General features: G+C 51.2%; 17 protein-coding genes. 13 read left to right on the forward strand and 4 right to left on the reverse strand.

The window, feature by feature from the left end:
* Positions 1 to 12 precede the first annotated feature (12 nt).
* The 9 genes from V1599_RS12435 (at position 13) to V1599_RS12475 (ending at position 11,290) form a co-directional block, all read left to right on the forward strand.
* Positions 13 to 276, forward strand: coding sequence for a DUF1799 domain-containing protein (locus V1599_RS12435; RefSeq protein ID WP_395300136.1), 264 nt, complete (start codon positions 13 to 15; stop codon positions 274 to 276).
* The gene (locus V1599_RS12440) at positions 273 to 3,185 is read left to right on the forward strand and encodes a phage tail tape measure protein (protein ID WP_395300137.1); all 2,913 of its coding nucleotides are present in this window, start codon (positions 273 to 275) and stop codon (positions 3,183 to 3,185) included. The genes V1599_RS12435 and V1599_RS12440 overlap by 4 nt, the downstream gene beginning before the upstream one ends.
* Positions 3,182 to 3,517, forward strand: coding sequence for a hypothetical protein (locus V1599_RS12445; RefSeq protein WP_395300138.1), 336 nt, complete (start codon positions 3,182 to 3,184; stop codon positions 3,515 to 3,517). Before V1599_RS12440 ends, V1599_RS12445 begins: the two co-directional genes overlap by 4 nt.
* 65 nt (positions 3,518 to 3,582) lie before the next feature.
* Positions 3,583 to 3,930, forward strand: coding sequence for a phage tail protein (locus V1599_RS12450; RefSeq protein WP_395300139.1), 348 nt, complete (start codon positions 3,583 to 3,585; stop codon positions 3,928 to 3,930).
* A complete protein-coding gene (locus V1599_RS12455; protein ID WP_395300140.1) occupies positions 3,927 to 4,682 on the forward strand; it encodes a phage minor tail protein L in 756 nt (251 codons plus the stop codon). Before V1599_RS12450 ends, V1599_RS12455 begins: the two co-directional genes overlap by 4 nt.
* A gap of 1 nt (position 4,683) precedes the next feature.
* Positions 4,684 to 5,394 (forward strand): C40 family peptidase, encoded by a 711-nt coding sequence (locus V1599_RS12460; RefSeq protein WP_395300141.1) that lies wholly within the window; start codon positions 4,684 to 4,686, stop codon positions 5,392 to 5,394.
* A 32-nt stretch (positions 5,395 to 5,426) separates the two neighbouring features.
* Positions 5,427 to 6,029 (forward strand): tail assembly protein, encoded by a 603-nt coding sequence (locus V1599_RS12465; protein ID WP_395300142.1) that lies wholly within the window; start codon positions 5,427 to 5,429, stop codon positions 6,027 to 6,029.
* 51 nt (positions 6,030 to 6,080) lie between these two features.
* Positions 6,081 to 9,926: a host specificity protein J gene (locus tag V1599_RS12470; protein WP_395300143.1), complete on the forward strand. Its 3,846-nt coding sequence runs from the start codon at positions 6,081 to 6,083 to the stop codon at positions 9,924 to 9,926.
* A gap of 86 nt (positions 9,927 to 10,012) precedes the next feature.
* Positions 10,013 to 11,290 (forward strand): pyocin knob domain-containing protein, encoded by a 1,278-nt coding sequence (locus V1599_RS12475; protein ID WP_395300144.1) that lies wholly within the window; start codon positions 10,013 to 10,015, stop codon positions 11,288 to 11,290.
* Here V1599_RS12475 and V1599_RS12480 read toward each other — a convergent pair.
* A complete protein-coding gene (locus V1599_RS12480; protein ID WP_395300145.1) occupies positions 11,256 to 11,780 on the reverse strand; it encodes a tail fiber domain-containing protein in 525 nt (174 codons plus the stop codon). The genes V1599_RS12475 and V1599_RS12480 overlap by 35 nt on opposite strands.
* 220 nt (positions 11,781 to 12,000) lie before the next feature.
* Between V1599_RS12480 and V1599_RS12485 the strand changes: the two genes are divergently transcribed.
* From V1599_RS12485 to V1599_RS12500, 4 genes are all read left to right on the forward strand, one after another.
* The gene (locus V1599_RS12485; RefSeq protein ID WP_395300146.1) at positions 12,001 to 12,558 is read left to right on the forward strand and encodes a recombinase family protein; all 558 of its coding nucleotides are present in this window, start codon (positions 12,001 to 12,003) and stop codon (positions 12,556 to 12,558) included.
* A gap of 172 nt (positions 12,559 to 12,730) precedes the next feature.
* A complete protein-coding gene (locus V1599_RS12490) occupies positions 12,731 to 13,150 on the forward strand; it encodes a translesion error-prone DNA polymerase V autoproteolytic subunit (protein WP_395300147.1) in 420 nt (139 codons plus the stop codon).
* Between the two features lie 2 nt (positions 13,151 to 13,152).
* On the forward strand, positions 13,153 to 14,421 hold the full coding sequence (locus tag V1599_RS12495) for a Y-family DNA polymerase (protein WP_395300148.1): 1,269 nt from the start codon (positions 13,153 to 13,155) through the stop codon (positions 14,419 to 14,421).
* A gap of 35 nt (positions 14,422 to 14,456) precedes the next feature.
* The gene (locus V1599_RS12500) at positions 14,457 to 15,098 is read left to right on the forward strand and encodes a hypothetical protein (RefSeq protein WP_047056335.1); all 642 of its coding nucleotides are present in this window, start codon (positions 14,457 to 14,459) and stop codon (positions 15,096 to 15,098) included.
* On the opposite strand, the gene V1599_RS12505 is transcribed toward V1599_RS12500, so the two are convergent.
* From V1599_RS12505 to V1599_RS12515, 3 genes are all read right to left on the reverse strand, one after another.
* Positions 15,082 to 15,762: an SOS response-associated peptidase gene (locus V1599_RS12505; protein WP_395300149.1), complete on the reverse strand. Its 681-nt coding sequence runs from the start codon at positions 15,760 to 15,762 to the stop codon at positions 15,082 to 15,084. The two genes, V1599_RS12500 and V1599_RS12505, sit on opposite strands and share 17 nt — an antisense overlap.
* Before the next feature lie 478 nt (positions 15,763 to 16,240).
* Entirely contained in the window at positions 16,241 to 16,693 is a 453-nt protein-coding gene (locus tag V1599_RS12510; protein ID WP_395300150.1) for a hypothetical protein, read from the reverse strand.
* Entirely contained in the window at positions 16,690 to 17,046 is a 357-nt protein-coding gene (locus V1599_RS12515; RefSeq protein WP_112009560.1) for a tlde1 domain-containing protein, read from the reverse strand. Before V1599_RS12515 ends, V1599_RS12510 begins: the two co-directional genes overlap by 4 nt.
* Between the last annotated feature and the right edge of the window lie 4 nt (positions 17,047 to 17,050).

Below are 17,050 nucleotides of genomic sequence, written 5' to 3' on the forward strand. Positions count from 1 at the left end.
ACAGCGGCAGACATGGCGCCCTATGGCCTTTCCCCGGATGACTACGACGATCAATACGTCGACGTCTGGCCAGATGTATGGCCTTCATTCCTGGTCTTTCAGGCTGTCAGTACGCAGTGGCGCACGGGAATGGGAGGCGCATCAGGGCTTGATTACAACGTGCTGCCCTGGGTGATGCGTCTGCACCACGTCGACGACGAGGCAACCGCGCTTTCGGACATCCGAATCATGGAGAGCGCCGCACTAAAAGTTATGCATAAAGAGAGGGCGGAATGAGTAACGACATCGCCACAATTTCCCTGCGCGTGAATACCAGTGAGCTGGAACGTGGTAACCAGGCACTGGATCGCTTTCAGGAAACTGCGACCGCCGCGGCCGGTAAAGCTGATGACCTGAACAGTACGTTCCGTACCGGGATTGATAACCAGAAAAAAAACAGCGAAAGCCTGAAGCAGCAGCGTCAGGAACTGCAGAACCTGTTGAATAAAATCAGCCCGGTAAACAAGGCGCTGGATGAACTGGACACTATCCAGGAGAGCCTGGCGAAATTTCGCGGTAAAGGGCTGGTGGGAGACGAGGACTTTACTCGTTACAACAGCGTGCTTGAGACGACGCGGGCAAAACTGGCACAGGTAATGGAGTCTGAAACCGCAGAGGGGCGGGCTCGCATTGAACAGGCTCAGGCAGCGCAGCGTGCAGCTGCGGCGGGCAAAACCTTTATCGATTCGCTGGAGGAGCAGGTCACAGCAATCGGAAAAACGCGCGCAGAACTGTTAGAGCTAAAAGCTGCCCAACTCGGCGTATCCGATCGTGCTGCACCAATGATCGCAAAGCTGAAAGAGCAGGAGGAAGCGTGGAAGTCTGGGGCTATCAGCGCGGGGCAATACCGCAATGCTATGCGTTATCTCCCGATGCAAATTACCGACATTGTGACCTCACTGGCTTCCGGTATGCCGGTTTATATGGTTGCTATTCAGCAGGGCGGTCAGCTACGTGACTCGTTTGGCGGTGTAGGCAATGCGCTGAAAGCGATGTTGTCGATGGTGACCCCTGCCCGAGTGGCAATTGGCGGCCTAGCCGGTGCTGTACTGATTGCGGCCAAAGCGGGATCGGACTATTTCACCGCCTACGACGAAATCAACAAGGCTATTATCAGAACTGGCAACATTGCCGGCACGTCAGCGCTTCAGGTTATGGCTTCCTCCCAGTCTATTGCTGCTTCTACTGGCGCGACTGTAGGAGCCGTTCAGAGTTTGATGACTGAGCTGGTTGGCATGGGATCGCTGACACAGCAGCAACTTGAAAAAGCAGCGGGCTCCACGGCGCTGGCGGTTCAGACCGGTATAGTCTCGGCGCAGGACATAACCAAAGCCTATAAGGACATCGAAAAAGACCCTGTTAAAGCGCTGCAGAGTCTCAACGAACAATATAATTTCCTGACCGTTTCACAACTTAAGCATGTTGACGATCTGATCAAGCAAAAGGACCAGACCGCGGCCGTTACTCAGGCTATGGACCTGTTTGGCGATACGATGTCAAAGCGCGGAGAACAGGCTTACGACTCGCTGACGCCGTTTGGTCGCCTGTGGCTGGATATTAAAGGCTGGGCGTCTGAGGCCATGCAGAGTATCGGTCAGTGGGTAGCTGAGCTGGCGTCAAACACCCTGAAGGAATTCAACGCAATTTATTACAGCGTTGCGATCGTTTTCCAGAAGCTGAACCAGATCATTTCTTCCTCTATCGCTGCCGCGATTAACCTCGTTCCCGACTGGGCGAAAACCGATACTTTGCAGGGATGGCAGGACTACAACGAACAGATGACCGGCGCTTATGGTGACAGTGTTTCTCAGCTGAAAAAAGACTGGGATGTGGCTGATATCAGTGCAGGTAAATACCTCGATACAACCAGAAGGATAAGTACCGCAACCACCCAGAGGGATCGGGAGGGAGTCGCTTCTTTTGGTAAAAAGACCAAAACCGGAAAGCAGGGTACTTTATCGGCTGGCGATCGCAGCACGGATGCTGCCCAGGCTGAGCTACTGGCGCTTCAGGCACAGTTACGCGCGCTGCAGCAGCATAAAGGGCTTAACGACACTATCAGCCAGCAGCGCAAAGATCTGTGGACGACTGAAGCGAAATTTCAGGTGCTGGAGGAGGCCTCGCGTTCACGTTCACTGACAAAGCAGGAACAATCCCTGCTGGCGAGTAAAGACCAGGTGCTTCAGTTGGCACGGCAGAAAGCCCTGTTAGGTGATCAGATTACCGCACAGGAACAACTGAACAAGCGAATGGATACCTCGCAGAAATACGTCACACAGATGGCAGAGAAGCAGGCTGCATTAGTGAACGGTGCCGGGATGAGTGACCGTCAGGCACAACGTGAGTTGGCAAAAAGCCAGCTTTCCTCTGGCTGGATTAACTCCGGCGGCACGCTTGACGACGAGGGCTACCAGAAGCAGCTTACAGCAGCGAATGATTACTATGATGCAGAGGACAGGTTGCGTGGCGACTGGTTGACCGGCGCGAAAAAGGGCTGGGCTGAATTTGAGGACAGCGCGACCAATGTTTACTCGCAGGTACAGACGATTACCAGCAATGCTTTCACCGGGATGGCCAGCACCCTGACTGATTTCTTCACCACCGGTAAATCTAACTTCTCAGATTTCCTGTCTACCTTCCTGAAGGGCACCGCCCAGATGCTGACGCAACTGGCCCTGGTTAATGGAATGAAGTCAGCCTTTGGTGGCACAGGAATCGGTGCGTTCTTTGGTTTCTCTGGTGGCGGTTTGGTGCCGGGATTCGATAGTGGTGGCTACACCGGTGATGGTGGTAAGTACCAACCGAAAGGCGTAGTTCATGGCGGTGAGTTTGTGTTTACGAAGGAAGCGACCAGTGCGCTGGGTGTCGGTAATCTATATGCGCTTATGCGGGGGGCTCAGGGCTATGCAAACGGCGGGTATGTTGGCACCGCGCCCATGTATGGATTGCAATCAGCTGGCGCTGGCAATGTGACGGTGCAAACGTCTGTTATTGTGCAAAACCAGAACCCGCAACAGCAAACAAGTGCTGGGAGTGATGCGATGTCCCGAGCCTATAAGCAAACTATTGATCAATCTGTACGTGAAGGTATAACGAAGCAATTGAGACCCGGAGGACTTATCTGGAACGCTACAAAATCTAGATGAGCGAACAGTCCGGTTTTTTTCAAATCCCTATCCCTGTTAGGATTATCCTCGATTTTTACTTATGGGATAGGGAAATGAAGAAATTTTGGCTTGTCATTATTTTGCTTGTGGCTGGGTTTACGTTGACCTCGCTGAAGAATCATAATTCATCACCTGATACTGAAGCTGCGAGCGATAAATCTGCAGATAAATCTAAGGAAAGATATGCAATCCAGTACTGCTGGGAGCAGTATGACAGGAAGTCATTAAATGCTGATGAGAAGCGCTTCATCGCCGGCTCATGCGAAAAAATGGAAGCAAAATTTAAGGATAAATATGGTGTTAAACCTTAAACCCAGAACTCGTAACATCTGAGCACAAGCCCACTTCGGTGGGTTTTTTTACGCCCGGAGAAAACATGGCAATAGAAACATTTACCTGGCGAACGCAGATACAAGCGGGCATGGAGGGAACGTTCAGCCATAAAACCCGCTCTGCAACCTTTGGCGACGGCTATGAGCAGATCGCCGGGGAAGGCATTAACCCTGAAAAACAGTCATGGCCTGTCACACTCACGGGGAAAAAAGCGGACCTGCTTCAGGCCCTGAAGTTCTTTCGTTCTCACGTCACCAAATCATTCATCTGGACATCGCCAGTTGGCGAAACTGGGCTCTACCGGATTGAGGCTGAATCAATAAAGTCACAACCTTTATCCAGCAACGTTCTGACAATTTCCGCAACATTCAAACAGGCATACGCGCCATGATTACCGCAGACTATCAAAAGCTTGAACCGGGGGAAAAGATTCGACTTATCGAGGTTGACGGTTCGACGTTCGGCCTTGAAGACGTTCTGCGCTTCCATGCCTATAACCTTCCCCATACAGAGCAAGAAATCAACGCCGCTGGCGGTGATGAATCAAAACTTAAGGTGAAGAGTATTTGGTGGCAGGGAGAAGAGTATGGTGCCTGGCCGTATGAGATTGAGGGCCTAGAAGCTTCAACCGATGGCAGTAGCGCGCAGCCTACACTCACAGTGGCAAACATTGATAGCTCCATCACTGCGCTTTGTCTGGCTTATGACGATATGCTTCAGGCCAAAGTCACGATTCACGATACATTCGCTCGTTACCTTGATGCGCACAACTTTCCCGATGGAAATCCTACAGCCGATCCTCTCCAGGTAAGGAAACGGGTTTTCTACATCGACGGTAAAAATAGTGAGTTGCCCGGCGAAAGCATTGAGTTTGTTCTCACCAGTCCGATGGACCTGCAGGGGTTGATGATCCCGACGCGCCAGCTTCATTCACTCTGTATCTGGTGCATCCGTAACAAATACCGCACCGGCGACGGCTGCGACTATGCCGGTTCCCGCTATTTCGACAAAAACAACAACCCGGTTAGCGATCCGTCGCTGGACGAATGCAATGGCACGCTGACAGCCTGCAAACTTCGGCATGGAGACGGCAACGAACTGCCGTTCGGTGGGTTCCCTGGCACGTCTTTAATCAGGAGCTGATATGCGTCAGAAAACAATTAATGCGATTATGGCGCATGCTGCCGCTGAATATCCTCGTGAGTGCTGTGGCGTGGTGGCGCAAAAAAGCCGTGTTGAACGTTATTTTCCTTGCCGGAATCTTGCCGCGGCGCCGGAGGATAATTTTGTCCTTTGCCCGGAAGATTACGCAGCGGCTGAGGACTGGGGTACGGTGATCGCCATCGTTCACAGTCACCCTGACGCCACAACGCAGCCGAGCGAACTGGATAAAGCGCAATGCGATTCAACCCTTTTACCCTGGCATATCGTGAGCTGGCCGGAGGGGGATTTACGTACCATCCAGCCGCGTGGAGAACTGCCGTTGCTCGAGCGTCCGTTTGTGCTTGGTTACTTTGACTGCTGGGGGCTGGTGATGAGCTATTACCGGCAAACGTACGGGATAGAGCTTCACGATTATCGGGTCGATTACCCCTGGTGGGAAAACGACTATCCCGACAACTTCTATCAGGATTGTTGGTACGAGTGCGGATTCCGTGAATTTAACGGGCCACCGAAACCCGGCGATATGGTGATCATGCAGGTCCAGGCTGATAAGTGGAACCACGCAGGAATCCTGCTGGAGGGGAATATGCTGCTGCACCACCTGTACGGACATCTGAGCCAGCGCGTGCCATATGGCGGCTACTGGCGCGAGCGTACAATGAAAATACTGCGCTTTAAGGAGTGCTTCTGATAACCGTTATTGGCGGTTTTATGGGAGAGAGAATGACTTTATCACTCAATGCTGAACCTGTCAGAACGGTTCGATTATACGGTGTGCTCGGCGCTACCTTCGGACGTGAATATCGTTTATCAGTCGCCTCGCCAAAGGAGGCTATCCGAGCCCTGAGTGTTATCGTGCCGGGGTTTGAGCGTTTTCTAAATACCAGCAAACAGCGCGGCCTGACATATGCCGTTTTTAGCGGCAAGCGTAACCTGAATAATGATGAACTCGTCATGGATCAGAGCTCAGCTGATATCCGAATAGCGCCTATTATGGTCGGGAGTAAGCGTGGAGGCATTTTCCAGACCATCCTCGGCGTTGCACTTGTCGCGGCTGCGATCTGGATGCCTGGAGTTGGTATTGCGGCAAGCAACATCATGTTCCAGATCGGCGGTGCAATGGCCTTAGGAGGCATCGTGCAGATGCTCTCGCCACAGACAACCGGACTCGCCAGCAAGCAATCGGCGGACAACAAGGCCAGTTATGCCTTTGGTGGAGTCACAAATACGACAGCCCAGGGGAATCCGGTACCGCTACTGTATGGTCGCCGGCGTATAGGCGGGGCGATTATTTCTGCCGGAATTTATGTCGAAGATCAGCAGTAGATAAAAACTTTCTTCAGGCCACCTTCGGGTGGCTTTTTTTATGGGCGCAATATGGCTACAGAAAAAGTGATAAAGGGCCGCAAGGGCGGCAGCTCCAGTTCCCGAACCCCTACCGAACAGCCTGATGATCTGCAATCTGTAGCGAAGGCAAAAATTCTCGTAGCGCTGGGGGAAGGGGAGTTTGCGGGGCAGCTAACCGGCAAAGATATCTATCTGGACGGAACGGCCCTGGAGAATGCCGACGGCTCCCAAAACTTCAGCGGCGTGACGTGGGAGTTTCGCGCGGGAACTCAGGCGCAAAAATATATTCAGGGCATTCCCGGCACCGAAAACGAAATAAGCGTGGGAACCGAGGTATCAAGCTCAACTGCATGGACGCGCACCTTGACCAATACGCAGCTTTCAGCGGTTCGCCTGCGTCTGAAATGGCCCTCGCTTTTCAAACAGGAGGACAACGGCGATCTGGTTGGTTACTCGGTTAATTATGCGATTGACCTGCAGACGGATGGCGGCACATGGCAAACGGTACTCAATACCAGCGTAACCGGGAAAACTACGTCAGGTTACGAGCGCAGCCACCGTATTGATCTACCGCAGGCAGGCAGCACCTGGACAATCCGGCTTCGTAAGATTACCTCTGATGCTAACAGCGCGAAGATCGGCGACACGATGACGCTACAGAGCTTTACCGAGGTGATTGACGCCAAGTTACGCTATCCAAACACCGCGCTGCTCTACATCGAGTTTGATTCCAGCCAGTTTAATGGCTCTATTCCGCAGATCTCCTGCGAGCCCCGCGGCCGCGTTATCCGCGTACCGGATACTTACGACCCGGAAACCAGGACGTACAGCGGTACCTGGGCTGGCACATTCAAATGGGCGTGGACAGATAACCCTGCATGGATTTTCTACGACCTGGTGGTTAGCGACCGTTTCGGGCTTGGGGAGCGTCTCACAACAGCTAACATAGACAAATGGACGCTTTATCAGGTTGCTCAATACTGCGATCAGATGGTGCCAGACGGCAAAGGTGGAAGTGGTACCGAACCACGTTATACCTGCAACGTGTACATTCAGGAACGCAACGACGCTTATACGGTCCTGCGTGATTTTGCAGCTATCTTCCGTGGGATGACCTACTGGGGCGACGAGCAGATCGTGGCGCTGGCGGACATGCCGAGAGATGTTGATTTCAGTTACACACATGCGAACGTTATTGATGGCAGGTTTACCTATTCCAGCAGCACCACAAAGAACCGTTACACCAATGCACTGGTTTCCTGGTCCGATCCTGATAACGCCTATTCTGATGCGATGGAGCCTGTATTTGAACAGGCACTGGTTGCGCGTTATGGATTTAATCAACTTGAGATAACCGCAATTGGTTGTACCCGTCAGTCAGAAGCGAATCGGAAAGGGCGATGGGGGATTCTTACCAACAACAAAGATCGCGTTGTTACTTTCAGTGTTGGGGAAGACGGCAACATTCCACAGCCTGGCTATGTTATCGCTATAGCAGACCGGAATCTTTCCGGGCGTGACCTTGGTGGCCGTATCTCTTCAGTGAATAGTCGTGTTATCAAACTTGACCGCGTGGCAGATGCAGCAGCGGGTGATCGCCTTATTCTCAACCTTCCTTCCGGAGCGTCACAGAGCAGGACCATTCAGGCAGTGAACGAGGAATCAGTCACAGTCACTACGGCATACAGTGAGACGCCACAGGCCGAAGCTGTTTGGGTAGTCGAATCTGACGAGCTCTACGCGCAGCAGTATCGCGTTATTACTGTGACGGATAATAACGATGGCACATTTACGATCGTCGGTGCAAATCACGATCCGGATAAATATGCCCGTATCGATACCGGAGCCATCATTGACCAGCGGCCGGTGAGTGTCATCCCGCCGGGTAACCAGTCGCCGCCTGCCAACATCGAGATCAACTCGTTTTCCGTGGTGCAGCAAAATATCAGCGTCGAAACGATGCGCGTGAGCTGGGACCAGTCGCAGAACGCTATCGCCTATGAAGCGCAATGGCGCCGCAACGACGGGAACTGGGTTAACGTGCCGCGCAGCTCCACCACGTCATTCGACGTTCCGGGGATTTATGCCGGGCGCTACCTGGTGCGCGTGCGTGCAATCAATGCCGCAGAAATTTCATCCGGATGGGGCTATTCAGAAGAGAAAACGCTGACGGGCAAAGTGGGCAATCCACCGAAGCCGGTTGGCTTTATCGCTTCTGAAAACGTTGTATTCGGTATCGAGCTGAACTGGGGATTCCCGGCGAATACCGATGACACGCTGAAGACGGAAATTCAGTACAGCCTCACCGGGACCGAAGACGATGCGATGCTGCTGGCCGATGTGCCTTACCCGCAGCGCAAATATCAGCAGATGGGCCTTAAGGCTGGGCAGATTTTCTGGTACCGCGCGCAGGTGGTGGACCGCAGCGGCAACGAATCAGGTTACACAGAATGGGTGCGGGGACAGGCCAGCATCGATGTTTCCGACATCACCGATGTGATCCTGGATGAAATTAAAGACTCCGATACGTTCAAAGACCTGATCGAGAGCGCGGTGGACAGCAACGAAAAAATAGCTGGCATGGCTGACGACATCAAACAGAACGCCGACGACCTTGAGCAGCAGGCGCTGGCCATTCAGGAAAACGCTGATGGTCTTGCGCAGGCCGAGGTGAAAATCGACGAGATTTCAGTTTCGATGGACGGTATGTCCGGAGGGGTGAAGAACTCTGCTATCGCAATTATCCAGAACGGACTGGCGCAGGTGACCTCCCGCCGTTCTCAAACCGTGACCAATGCAGGAAACAGCGCCAGCATCGATCGTATCGATACCACCATTGCAGATACCAGCCAGGCTGTCGCGCGCGCGCTGGTGACGCTGGATGCGTCTGCCGGTGGTAATGTCTCAAACGCGACCGATCTCACCGAAACGCTGGTTGATTTCACGCAGGCCTCTGCAACAAAAATTAACTCGCTCACCGTGACGGTTAATGGGCAGACAGCAGCCATCAATCAGACGGCGCAGGCTGTAGCTGATGTAAACGGCAACCTTAGTGCGATGTACAACATCAAGGTGTCCGTGGATTCGAACGGCCGCCAGTATGCTGCTGGAATGGGTATCGGCGTGGAAAACACGCCTTCGGGAATGCAGTCGCAGGTGCTGTTCCTGGCCGACCGCTTTGCGGTTATGGCTCAGGCAGGTGGAGCCGTCACACTGCCGTTTGTCATTCAGAATGGGCAGACCATTATCCGTGATACGGTCATTGGCGATGGGACTGTCAGTAACCTTAAGATTGGCAGCTATATCCAGTCGTCAACTTGGGACGGGACCGGGAACGTTGGCTGGCACATCAACAAGTCGGGTTATGCTGTTTTTAATAACGTAACCGTGCGAGGCACCGTTTACGCCACGAATGGAGAGTTTACAGGGAAGGTAACAGCAACAAGTGGATCATTTAAGGGGGTTGTGGAAGCTGACAGCTTCGTTGGTGACGTCGCTAATATGTATGTGGCAGCTGATACAGACCCTGGGGTCAGGAACGTGACCAGAACGATCACATTCACCGATAGCACAACAACAGCTAGGTCTAAGTCTATCAGTATTGACTTTGTTGCAAAGGTTCTGGGAAACAACTCGTCAGGGTGGATCGACTTCACGGTAGATATTGCCGGAAACTCAAGACGGTACAGAGTCAGCGGTTCTGATGCGGGAACATCGGCTGTGACATACGTGCCAATAAAACACACGCATACCGGAGTTACTGCCAGAACCGTTACAGCCACCATCACCGTATCAATTAATGGCATGTCTGGTTTTTCAATTTACTCACCAACCATGATCGTTACGCGTGGGTCTGGTGCGTGGTCTTCAACTTAATGGCCTCCGCTTTGAGGGGGAACCAGAAAATATCTGTTTTTTAATCAACCTCGCTTCGGCGGGGTTTTTTATTGCCTGGAGAAAATATGCTTTATAACACTGGCACCATCGCTATTAGCGGAAATACTGCAACCGGCACCGGAACAAACTGGACGGCGCCCGCCAGCCAGGTCCGCGCTGGCCAGACGATTATCGTCATGTCTAACCCGATCCAGATGTTCCAGATTTCAGCCGTGAACAGCGCCACGTCAATGACGGTTACGCCAGCCGCCTCTCCGGCGCTGAGCGGCCAGAAGTACGGCATTCTGGTATCAGACAATATCTCGGTCGATGGCCTGGCGCAGGCGATGTCGCAGCTCATTAACGAGTATGACGAGAATATCGGTGCGTGGGAGACGTTCGCCACTACCACGGCAAACCAGAGCATCACTGTCACCATCAACGGCAAAGCAGTAACCATTCCAGCGATCGGCAAGTTACTGCAGAAAGGAAGCAATAATGCGCTTGCTGTAGCAGACGGCGGAACCGGCGCAACGAAGGCAGAAGACGCTCGCACAAACCTCGGTTTGGGAAGTAGCGCGACAAAGGACGCCGGAACGGCGGCCGGGAACATCATGCAAGTTGGGGCGTTCGGACTTGGAGCTGCAATATATGACAATATACCCAGTACTCCGTCAGCCGAAACGGATGCAAATTACATGGCGGTTAATGGATTTTTTTCTGCACCAGGCGCCGCAGCATTAAACTATGCAGTTCCATATGGTCCGGTAATGGTCATGACTCGCGGATTAACACAGATAGCTCAGGTCCAGGTGAGCGGAATTGGGGGTATATTGGCGAGGTTTAGAGATGCTGGAAACTGGTCATCGTGGGCCACTCACTATCATACAAATAATACAACTAAAGCCAGTGATGGTACGCTTAAGGCGGCATCGCCAGTAGCCCGTATTGTCAAAAGCAGGGAAGAAACTGAACGTACTGATGTGGCAGAGGATGCCTTCACATGGTGCGGCTGCGGCACGGCGAACTCTGAAGCTGCGGGTATAACCCTTTCCCGGCGCGACGTAGGTTTTTACGTACTCACCGGTTCGGCAGGACTGGCATCAGAGGGATGGCAGCTACTGCCACCGATGGACCCTGGCGGCATTGGAGAACTTGGCGTGGTTGAGGCAGAGCAAACCGAGAACGGCGAGCTGATAATTCGCCTGTTTAAGCGCAAATACATGCTGGGCGATGACGGAGAGATCATCAAAACTAAAGGTGAAGCGATGGACGTGCCGGCGAACAGCTGGATCGATGTTCGCCTGGATATGCCTGAAGATTCCCTGTTTAACCAGCGGATGAATCGGCAGCAGCAGATTTAGTTATGAGCTTTTCTAGGGAGTCGATTTTTCTTAATGCAACCTGGAGGGCGCAGAGTAGATCCATTTGCAAAGCGTTGGTGTCGATAACGAGTCGCTCTCTCAATGCCTGAGATATTTTATTTCCCTTTTCGTCGAACTGCTCTGTTCCATCAGGTTCAAACGTACGCTTTACATACAATGGTTCTACTATCTGCGCCTGCTGAGCAATAATCCCTCGTCTTGTTCTTCCTTTTTCATCATCAATGTAAACAAATTTTTTTAATTCAAGCGAAAGAATTTTTTCAACAGAATCAAGACCATCATAATCAACAATATCTTTCTTGTAACTGATATCAGAAGTGCCTGTTAATGCGATCGTGCCTGCAGCATCAGGAAATTGGATTACTTTCTGACCTGTACTGTTTAATTGGTTTCTTCTCACAACATAAAAAAGAGGTTGCGAGCCTGGCACTGACCCGGCCACTTCGAGAAAGTTTTTTGTTCCAACCACACTGTCGTCATTAGACTTCGAGTTCAAGACAAGTGATAGATAACTGCCTGTTGTTTCGAAGGTCTGACTTGCAGAGAAAACGTTACCGGCAGCAAGTAGCGGTACTTGATCTTTGTTCAGTGTGGCGATACTTCCTAAACCGACGTTTTATAGATTGCCCTTTGGCGTCTTGACCGATAACTTCACCTGATTTTTTTGCAGTATTTATTGGGTGAAAAATATGCAAATTGGCTATGTCAGGGTGTCAACAAATGACCAAAATACAGATCTCCAGCGCCAAGCGCTCGAACGCGCAGGATGTGAACAGATTTTCGAAGAAAAAATGAGCGGAACTGTGGCGAACCGACCGGCGCTTAAAAAGCTTCTGCGAACACTTAACGAGGGCGATACGCTTGTAGTGTGGAAGCTGGATCGTCTTGGTCGTAGCATGCGTAATTTGGTGCTACTGGTGGATGAACTTCGTCAGCGTGGTATCCACTTCAAGAGCCTCACGGACAGTATTGATACATCCAGCCCAATGGGGCGATTCATCTTTCATATCATGTCAGCCTTGGCGGAAATGGAGAGGGAGTTGATTGTGGAGCGCACCCGGGCTGGTCTGGCTGCAGCTCGTGAGAAAGGACGAATCGGTGGCAGGCGCCCGAAGCTTACCCAAGAACAATGGGACCAGGCGGGCCGACTGATTGCGAATGGCCTGGACAGGAAGCAGGTAGCGATAATTTATGACGTTGCTGTATGCACGCTCTATAAAAAATTTCCTGTATCAAAGCCGGTTTAATTGTGAGCATAAGTGGTCTTTCCTCGATAATTTACAAAAAATATATTCTGAAGCGAGATAGAAACTTACAAACCAAACGGCGAAGCTTTGCACAGTCCCAGGAACTGGAGCGTCTTGCGCACATACTCAAATAAAACTACTGTATATAAAAACAGTATTTGAGGTATGTATCATGGAGTTCTTCAAGCCAGCAGAATTACGCGAAATTATTGCTATCCCGCTTTATAGCGATTTAGTGCAATGTGGCTTCCCGAGCCCGGCAGCTGACTACGTTGAGCAGCGCATTGATCTCAATGAGCTTTTAGTTGCACATCCGAGTTCAACATATTTCGTAAAAGCCGCGGGCGACTCAATGATAGAGGGTGGTATTAACGACGGCGATCTGCTGGTGGTTGATAGCTCCCGGACAGCTGAACACGGGGATATTGTAATCGCCGCGGTAGAAGGGGAGTTCACCGTCAAACGTCTGCAGCTCCGCCCGACCGTTCAGCTTAATCCGATGAACAGCGCTTATTCTCCGATTATCGTCGGCAGCGAGGACACTCTGGATGTGTTCGGCGTCGTGACTTTCATCGTTAAATCGGCGAGCTGAGCATGTTTGCGCTCTGTGATGTGAATTCATTCTACGCATCATGTGAGACAGTGTTTCGTCCTGATTTAAGGGGACGGCCGGTGGTCGTTCTCTCAAATAATGATGGCTGTGTAATCGCACGTAGCGCAGAAGCAAAAGCGGCCGGAATAACCATGGGGGAGCCATTCTTTAAACAAAAGGAGCTTTTTCGGCGTGCTGGTGTTGTTTGCTTCAGCAGTAACTACGAACTGTACGCAGACATGAGCAATCGGGTTATGACCACACTGGAGGAAATGAGCCCTCGCGTCGAAATTTACTCAATCGACGAGGCTTTTTGCGACCTGACTGGTGTCAGGAACTGCCGGGACATGACGGAGTTCGGTAAAGAGATCCGCGCGACAGTTCTGAAGCGCACGCATCTGACTGTAGGTGTTGGTATTGCTCAGACAAAAACGCTCGCTAAACTCGCCAACCACGCCGCAAAGAAATGGCAGCTGCAGACGGGCGGGGTAGTTGACCTCTCAAATGTCGATCGGCAACGTCGGCTTTTGAATATCGTGCCTGTAGAGGATGTTTGGGGGGTTGGCAGGCGCATCAGTAAGAAGCTGAACGCCATGGGCATTAAAACAGCTCTGGACCTCTCAGAGCAAAGCACCTGGATTATCCGTAAACACTTTAACGTCGTACTGGAGCGAACCGTCAGGGAGCTGCGCGGCGAACCCTGTCTTGATCTGGAAGAGTTTGCCCCCGCAAAACAGGAAATCGTCTGCAGCCGCTCGTTCGGCGAACGCGTCACAGATTACGAGCAAATGCGCCAGGCTATTTGCACCTATGCGGCGCGCGGCGCTGAAAAGCTGCGAGGTGAGCACCAGTATTGCCGTTTTATCTCAGCGTTCGTGAAGACGTCTCCCTTTGCGCTCAACGAGCCATATTATGGTAATAGCGCTTCAATGAAGTTGCTCACGCCAACGCAGGATAGCCGCGACATTATCAACGCCGCGGTAAAGTGCCTGGACAAAATCTGGCAGGATGGACACCGGTACCAGAAAGCCGGAATTATGCTCGGCGATTTCTTCAGCCAGGGAGTGGCTCAGCTCAACTTGTTTGATGAGAATGCGCCGCGAGCCGGTAGCGATAAGTTGATGGAGGTACTCGATCAGCTCAATGCCAAGGGCGGAAAAGGAACACTATATTTTGCCGGGCAGGGCATACAGCAACAGTGGCAGATGAAGCGTGAAATGCTTTCGCCGAGATACACTACGCGCTATTCTGACTTAGTTATTGTTCGATAACTGGTTTGACTGGTTAAGGTTAATATGGAAATTTTATGAACGAAGAAAAAGACGCATATGAAGCCGTTAAAAAATATGATGAAATCATACATCAGAATTTACGAAATTCTTTGATAGATAGTGCAAGCCTAGCAACTATTGAGACTACATCAATTTTGGATAAGTTTAGCATGTGGTTATTAGTTGGCGTGGGTGCGACAGCAACATTAATGATAGCTAATATCGATAAGGTATTGCCTTTTATTACACCTCTAGGATTTAAAATTTCCGTTTTTTTATTGGCTATTTCCTCAATTGCTGGATTTGCATCTAAGTATTTTGCTTTAGTAGTTTGTTCATCTGCAACTGTAACTGTAAGAATGACAGAGTTGATACAGAGTAAAATAAAAGAATACGCAGAAAATTGTAAGATCAGAGACGAGATCGGGCGAGATGTTGGATATGTTAGTGATATAGAATTAAGCATTGATTCTTTTACAGAACAATATGTTAGCCTTTTTCCATTTCAAGGGCTTAGGAATAAGGTAAAAAAAGGAATGAACTTCTACTCAGAAAATAGATCTGGCAATAGAGCGGCAGTACATGGCGTAGTTTTCCAAGGGATTGCTCTTTTTGTGCAAGCCTTATCCTATATTGCATTCTTGATAGTTATTACTTCTTTTATAAATCTACGTTAGCTGAAATAAGCAATTCTGGCCCTTGATTCTTTACATTGCCTACGGCACGCGTAACGGCATGCCAGATAAACTTGTCGGCGGGGACTGTCCCGTCGGCTATTATCTCCTCAGCTTCTTTCCCTCCTACATCCTGACGCATCCATTCCCTTGCAGCTTCCGGCGACAGAACCAGTGGCCGACGGTCATGAATATCGACCAGTCCTTTGTCAGAAGCAGATGTCACGATCAGGAAGCCCTCTGCTTCATCGCCGCGTTCAAATGGCGTGCTGCCGATCGCCGCCATGAATATCGGCTGCCCGTCGGCCCGGTGAATGAAGTAGGGTTGTTTTTTGTCACCTTCCTTCTTCCATTCGAACCATCCATCGGCAAAACAGATCGCCCGGCCATGCTGCCAGAGAGGTTTGAACATGCGGCTCGTGGCCGCCGTCTCGACTCGCGCGTTAATCAAAGGCGCTTTATCCCACCACCCCGGTGCGTAACCCCAGAACACCGGATCGAGGTGCAGCTGCTCGTCGCGTTCGCTCAGTAGCAGGACCTTGGTACCGGGAGCGACGTTGAATCGGCCAATAGGTTCCGGGTCATAAGCGATGTCACGATCGGCTTCATCGGCCAGATATGCCAGATATTCTTCACGGGTTTGGGCTTGTGCAAAACGTCCACACATAGAAACCTCCAGTCAGTCAGACTGAAAGTATAAGGCAGGGAGAAAAGTAGCGCGCGTTGGTTAAGTCTTACAATCGGATCGGTTGTGATTATGCTTAATCGTCAGATGGGCGTAAAGCGGGACGTTGCGAAACTGGAAAGAGCTACGCAAAAGAGGGGGATTTTGGGGGCAGATTTGGGGGCATTTTGAAAGAGGGGGCACCGATAGGGGCACAAAAAAGACCGTGCACGTCCGTAGATGTCCGTTAAACGTTTTTAGCTAACTCATTGAAATGTAATTATTTATTATAATTTCAATGAGTTGCGAATTTCCTGCACACTAAAACTGGACGAACAGCTTTTTCATGGAGTCTCACCGCTCTTTATTAGGACATGACGTAGCATGGGCCGAGGGCTGGTGAATATCCACCAAATTATGCTTTCACGCAATATGTGGCACGCCGTTTTGCAGGGAGGAAAAGGCGAGCACTCTCTCGCCTTCAGTTTCCAAATGACTTTGAATGTGCCCGGTTTCTTTCCGCAACGAGTTCAGCGTAAGCGGCTTCGAGTATCCATAGACAGTTTGCGCCATCGCGCGTTGTCAGCAATGCCATCCGGGTAAGGTGGTAGAACGCATCAATTTCGGTCCATGTTTTCTCCGCTGGGGGAGTACAAACAATTTCGCTCCCGAGCATATGAGGCCATTTCCCGGCATCAATGGTCCGCAGGGCTTCTAGCGTAACGCTGGGATTGGTAACAAGTGCAGCCGCCATTGCATCCTCAAGCAGCTGCGCCTCGCTCGCGTTTGCAACCGCGGCTAACGCGGGCGTCTGATTGAGCCACTGTGCATCACCCGCTGTCACGCCGCGTAACGCAACGGGCCAGTTAACCGTGCCAGCAAATACGGGCAGCGTAATCCCTGTGAACAGTAGAACAGCCGCCGCGCGCTTCACCTCACCACCTCTAACTCACCGCCTTCGCGGAGGATTTTCCTGCGCGTTTTCAATGAGAGAATAATGCACCCTGCTGAAGCATAACCCGCCGGTCCCGTTATGTGTTCACCATGTATGCGAAACGCTGAACGCCCGAAAGTGTCACCCGACGTTTGTTCAAGAATAATGGTCACAGGCCCCACGGAGTTTGAATGCCCCGCAATTTTATACGTGCCGCGCGGTAGCGGACCAAGTCCCTTGACGTGCTGTCTGTCAGGATTATTTTTATTCGTCAGGGCACCCGAGTAGCCGGTTTTTATCAGCGTACCGTCTTTGTATATTTTCCCGGTTGACTGCTCATATTTCCATGCCATTACA

It is taken from the genome of Enterobacter sp. ECC-175 (assembly GCF_043968675.1).
GTDB lineage: Bacteria > Pseudomonadota > Gammaproteobacteria > Enterobacterales > Enterobacteriaceae > Enterobacter.

What these genes read in the sequence shown, in the direction of transcription:
- V1599_RS12490 (WP_395300147.1), top strand. Translation starts at nt 12,731, where the DNA reads ATGGAGTTCTTCAAGCCAGCAGAATTACGCGAAATTATTGCTATCCCG.
- V1599_RS12470 (WP_395300143.1), top strand. Translation starts at nt 6,081, where the DNA reads ATGGCTACAGAAAAAGTGATAAAGGGCCGCAAGGGCGGCAGCTCCAGT.
- V1599_RS12485 (WP_395300146.1), top strand. Translation starts at nt 12,001, where the DNA reads ATGCAAATTGGCTATGTCAGGGTGTCAACAAATGACCAAAATACAGAT.
- V1599_RS12505 (WP_395300149.1), bottom strand. Translation starts at nt 15,762, where the DNA reads ATGTGTGGACGTTTTGCACAAGCCCAAACCCGTGAAGAATATCTGGCA.
- V1599_RS12500 (WP_047056335.1), top strand. Translation starts at nt 14,457, where the DNA reads ATGAACGAAGAAAAAGACGCATATGAAGCCGTTAAAAAATATGATGAA.
- V1599_RS12495 (WP_395300148.1), top strand. Translation starts at nt 13,153, where the DNA reads ATGTTTGCGCTCTGTGATGTGAATTCATTCTACGCATCATGTGAGACA.
- V1599_RS12440 (WP_395300137.1), top strand. Translation starts at nt 273, where the DNA reads ATGAGTAACGACATCGCCACAATTTCCCTGCGCGTGAATACCAGTGAG.
- V1599_RS12465 (WP_395300142.1), top strand. Translation starts at nt 5,427, where the DNA reads ATGACTTTATCACTCAATGCTGAACCTGTCAGAACGGTTCGATTATAC.
- V1599_RS12460 (WP_395300141.1), top strand. Translation starts at nt 4,684, where the DNA reads ATGCGTCAGAAAACAATTAATGCGATTATGGCGCATGCTGCCGCTGAA.
- V1599_RS12455 (WP_395300140.1), top strand. Translation starts at nt 3,927, where the DNA reads ATGATTACCGCAGACTATCAAAAGCTTGAACCGGGGGAAAAGATTCGA.
- V1599_RS12475 (WP_395300144.1), top strand. Translation starts at nt 10,013, where the DNA reads ATGCTTTATAACACTGGCACCATCGCTATTAGCGGAAATACTGCAACC.
- V1599_RS12450 (WP_395300139.1), top strand. Translation starts at nt 3,583, where the DNA reads ATGGCAATAGAAACATTTACCTGGCGAACGCAGATACAAGCGGGCATG.
- V1599_RS12445 (WP_395300138.1), top strand. Translation starts at nt 3,182, where the DNA reads ATGAGCGAACAGTCCGGTTTTTTTCAAATCCCTATCCCTGTTAGGATT.
- V1599_RS12435 (WP_395300136.1), top strand. Translation starts at nt 13, where the DNA reads ATGGCGCCCTATGGCCTTTCCCCGGATGACTACGACGATCAATACGTC.
- V1599_RS12515 (WP_112009560.1), bottom strand. Translation starts at nt 17,046, where the DNA reads ATGGCATGGAAATATGAGCAGTCAACCGGGAAAATATACAAAGACGGT.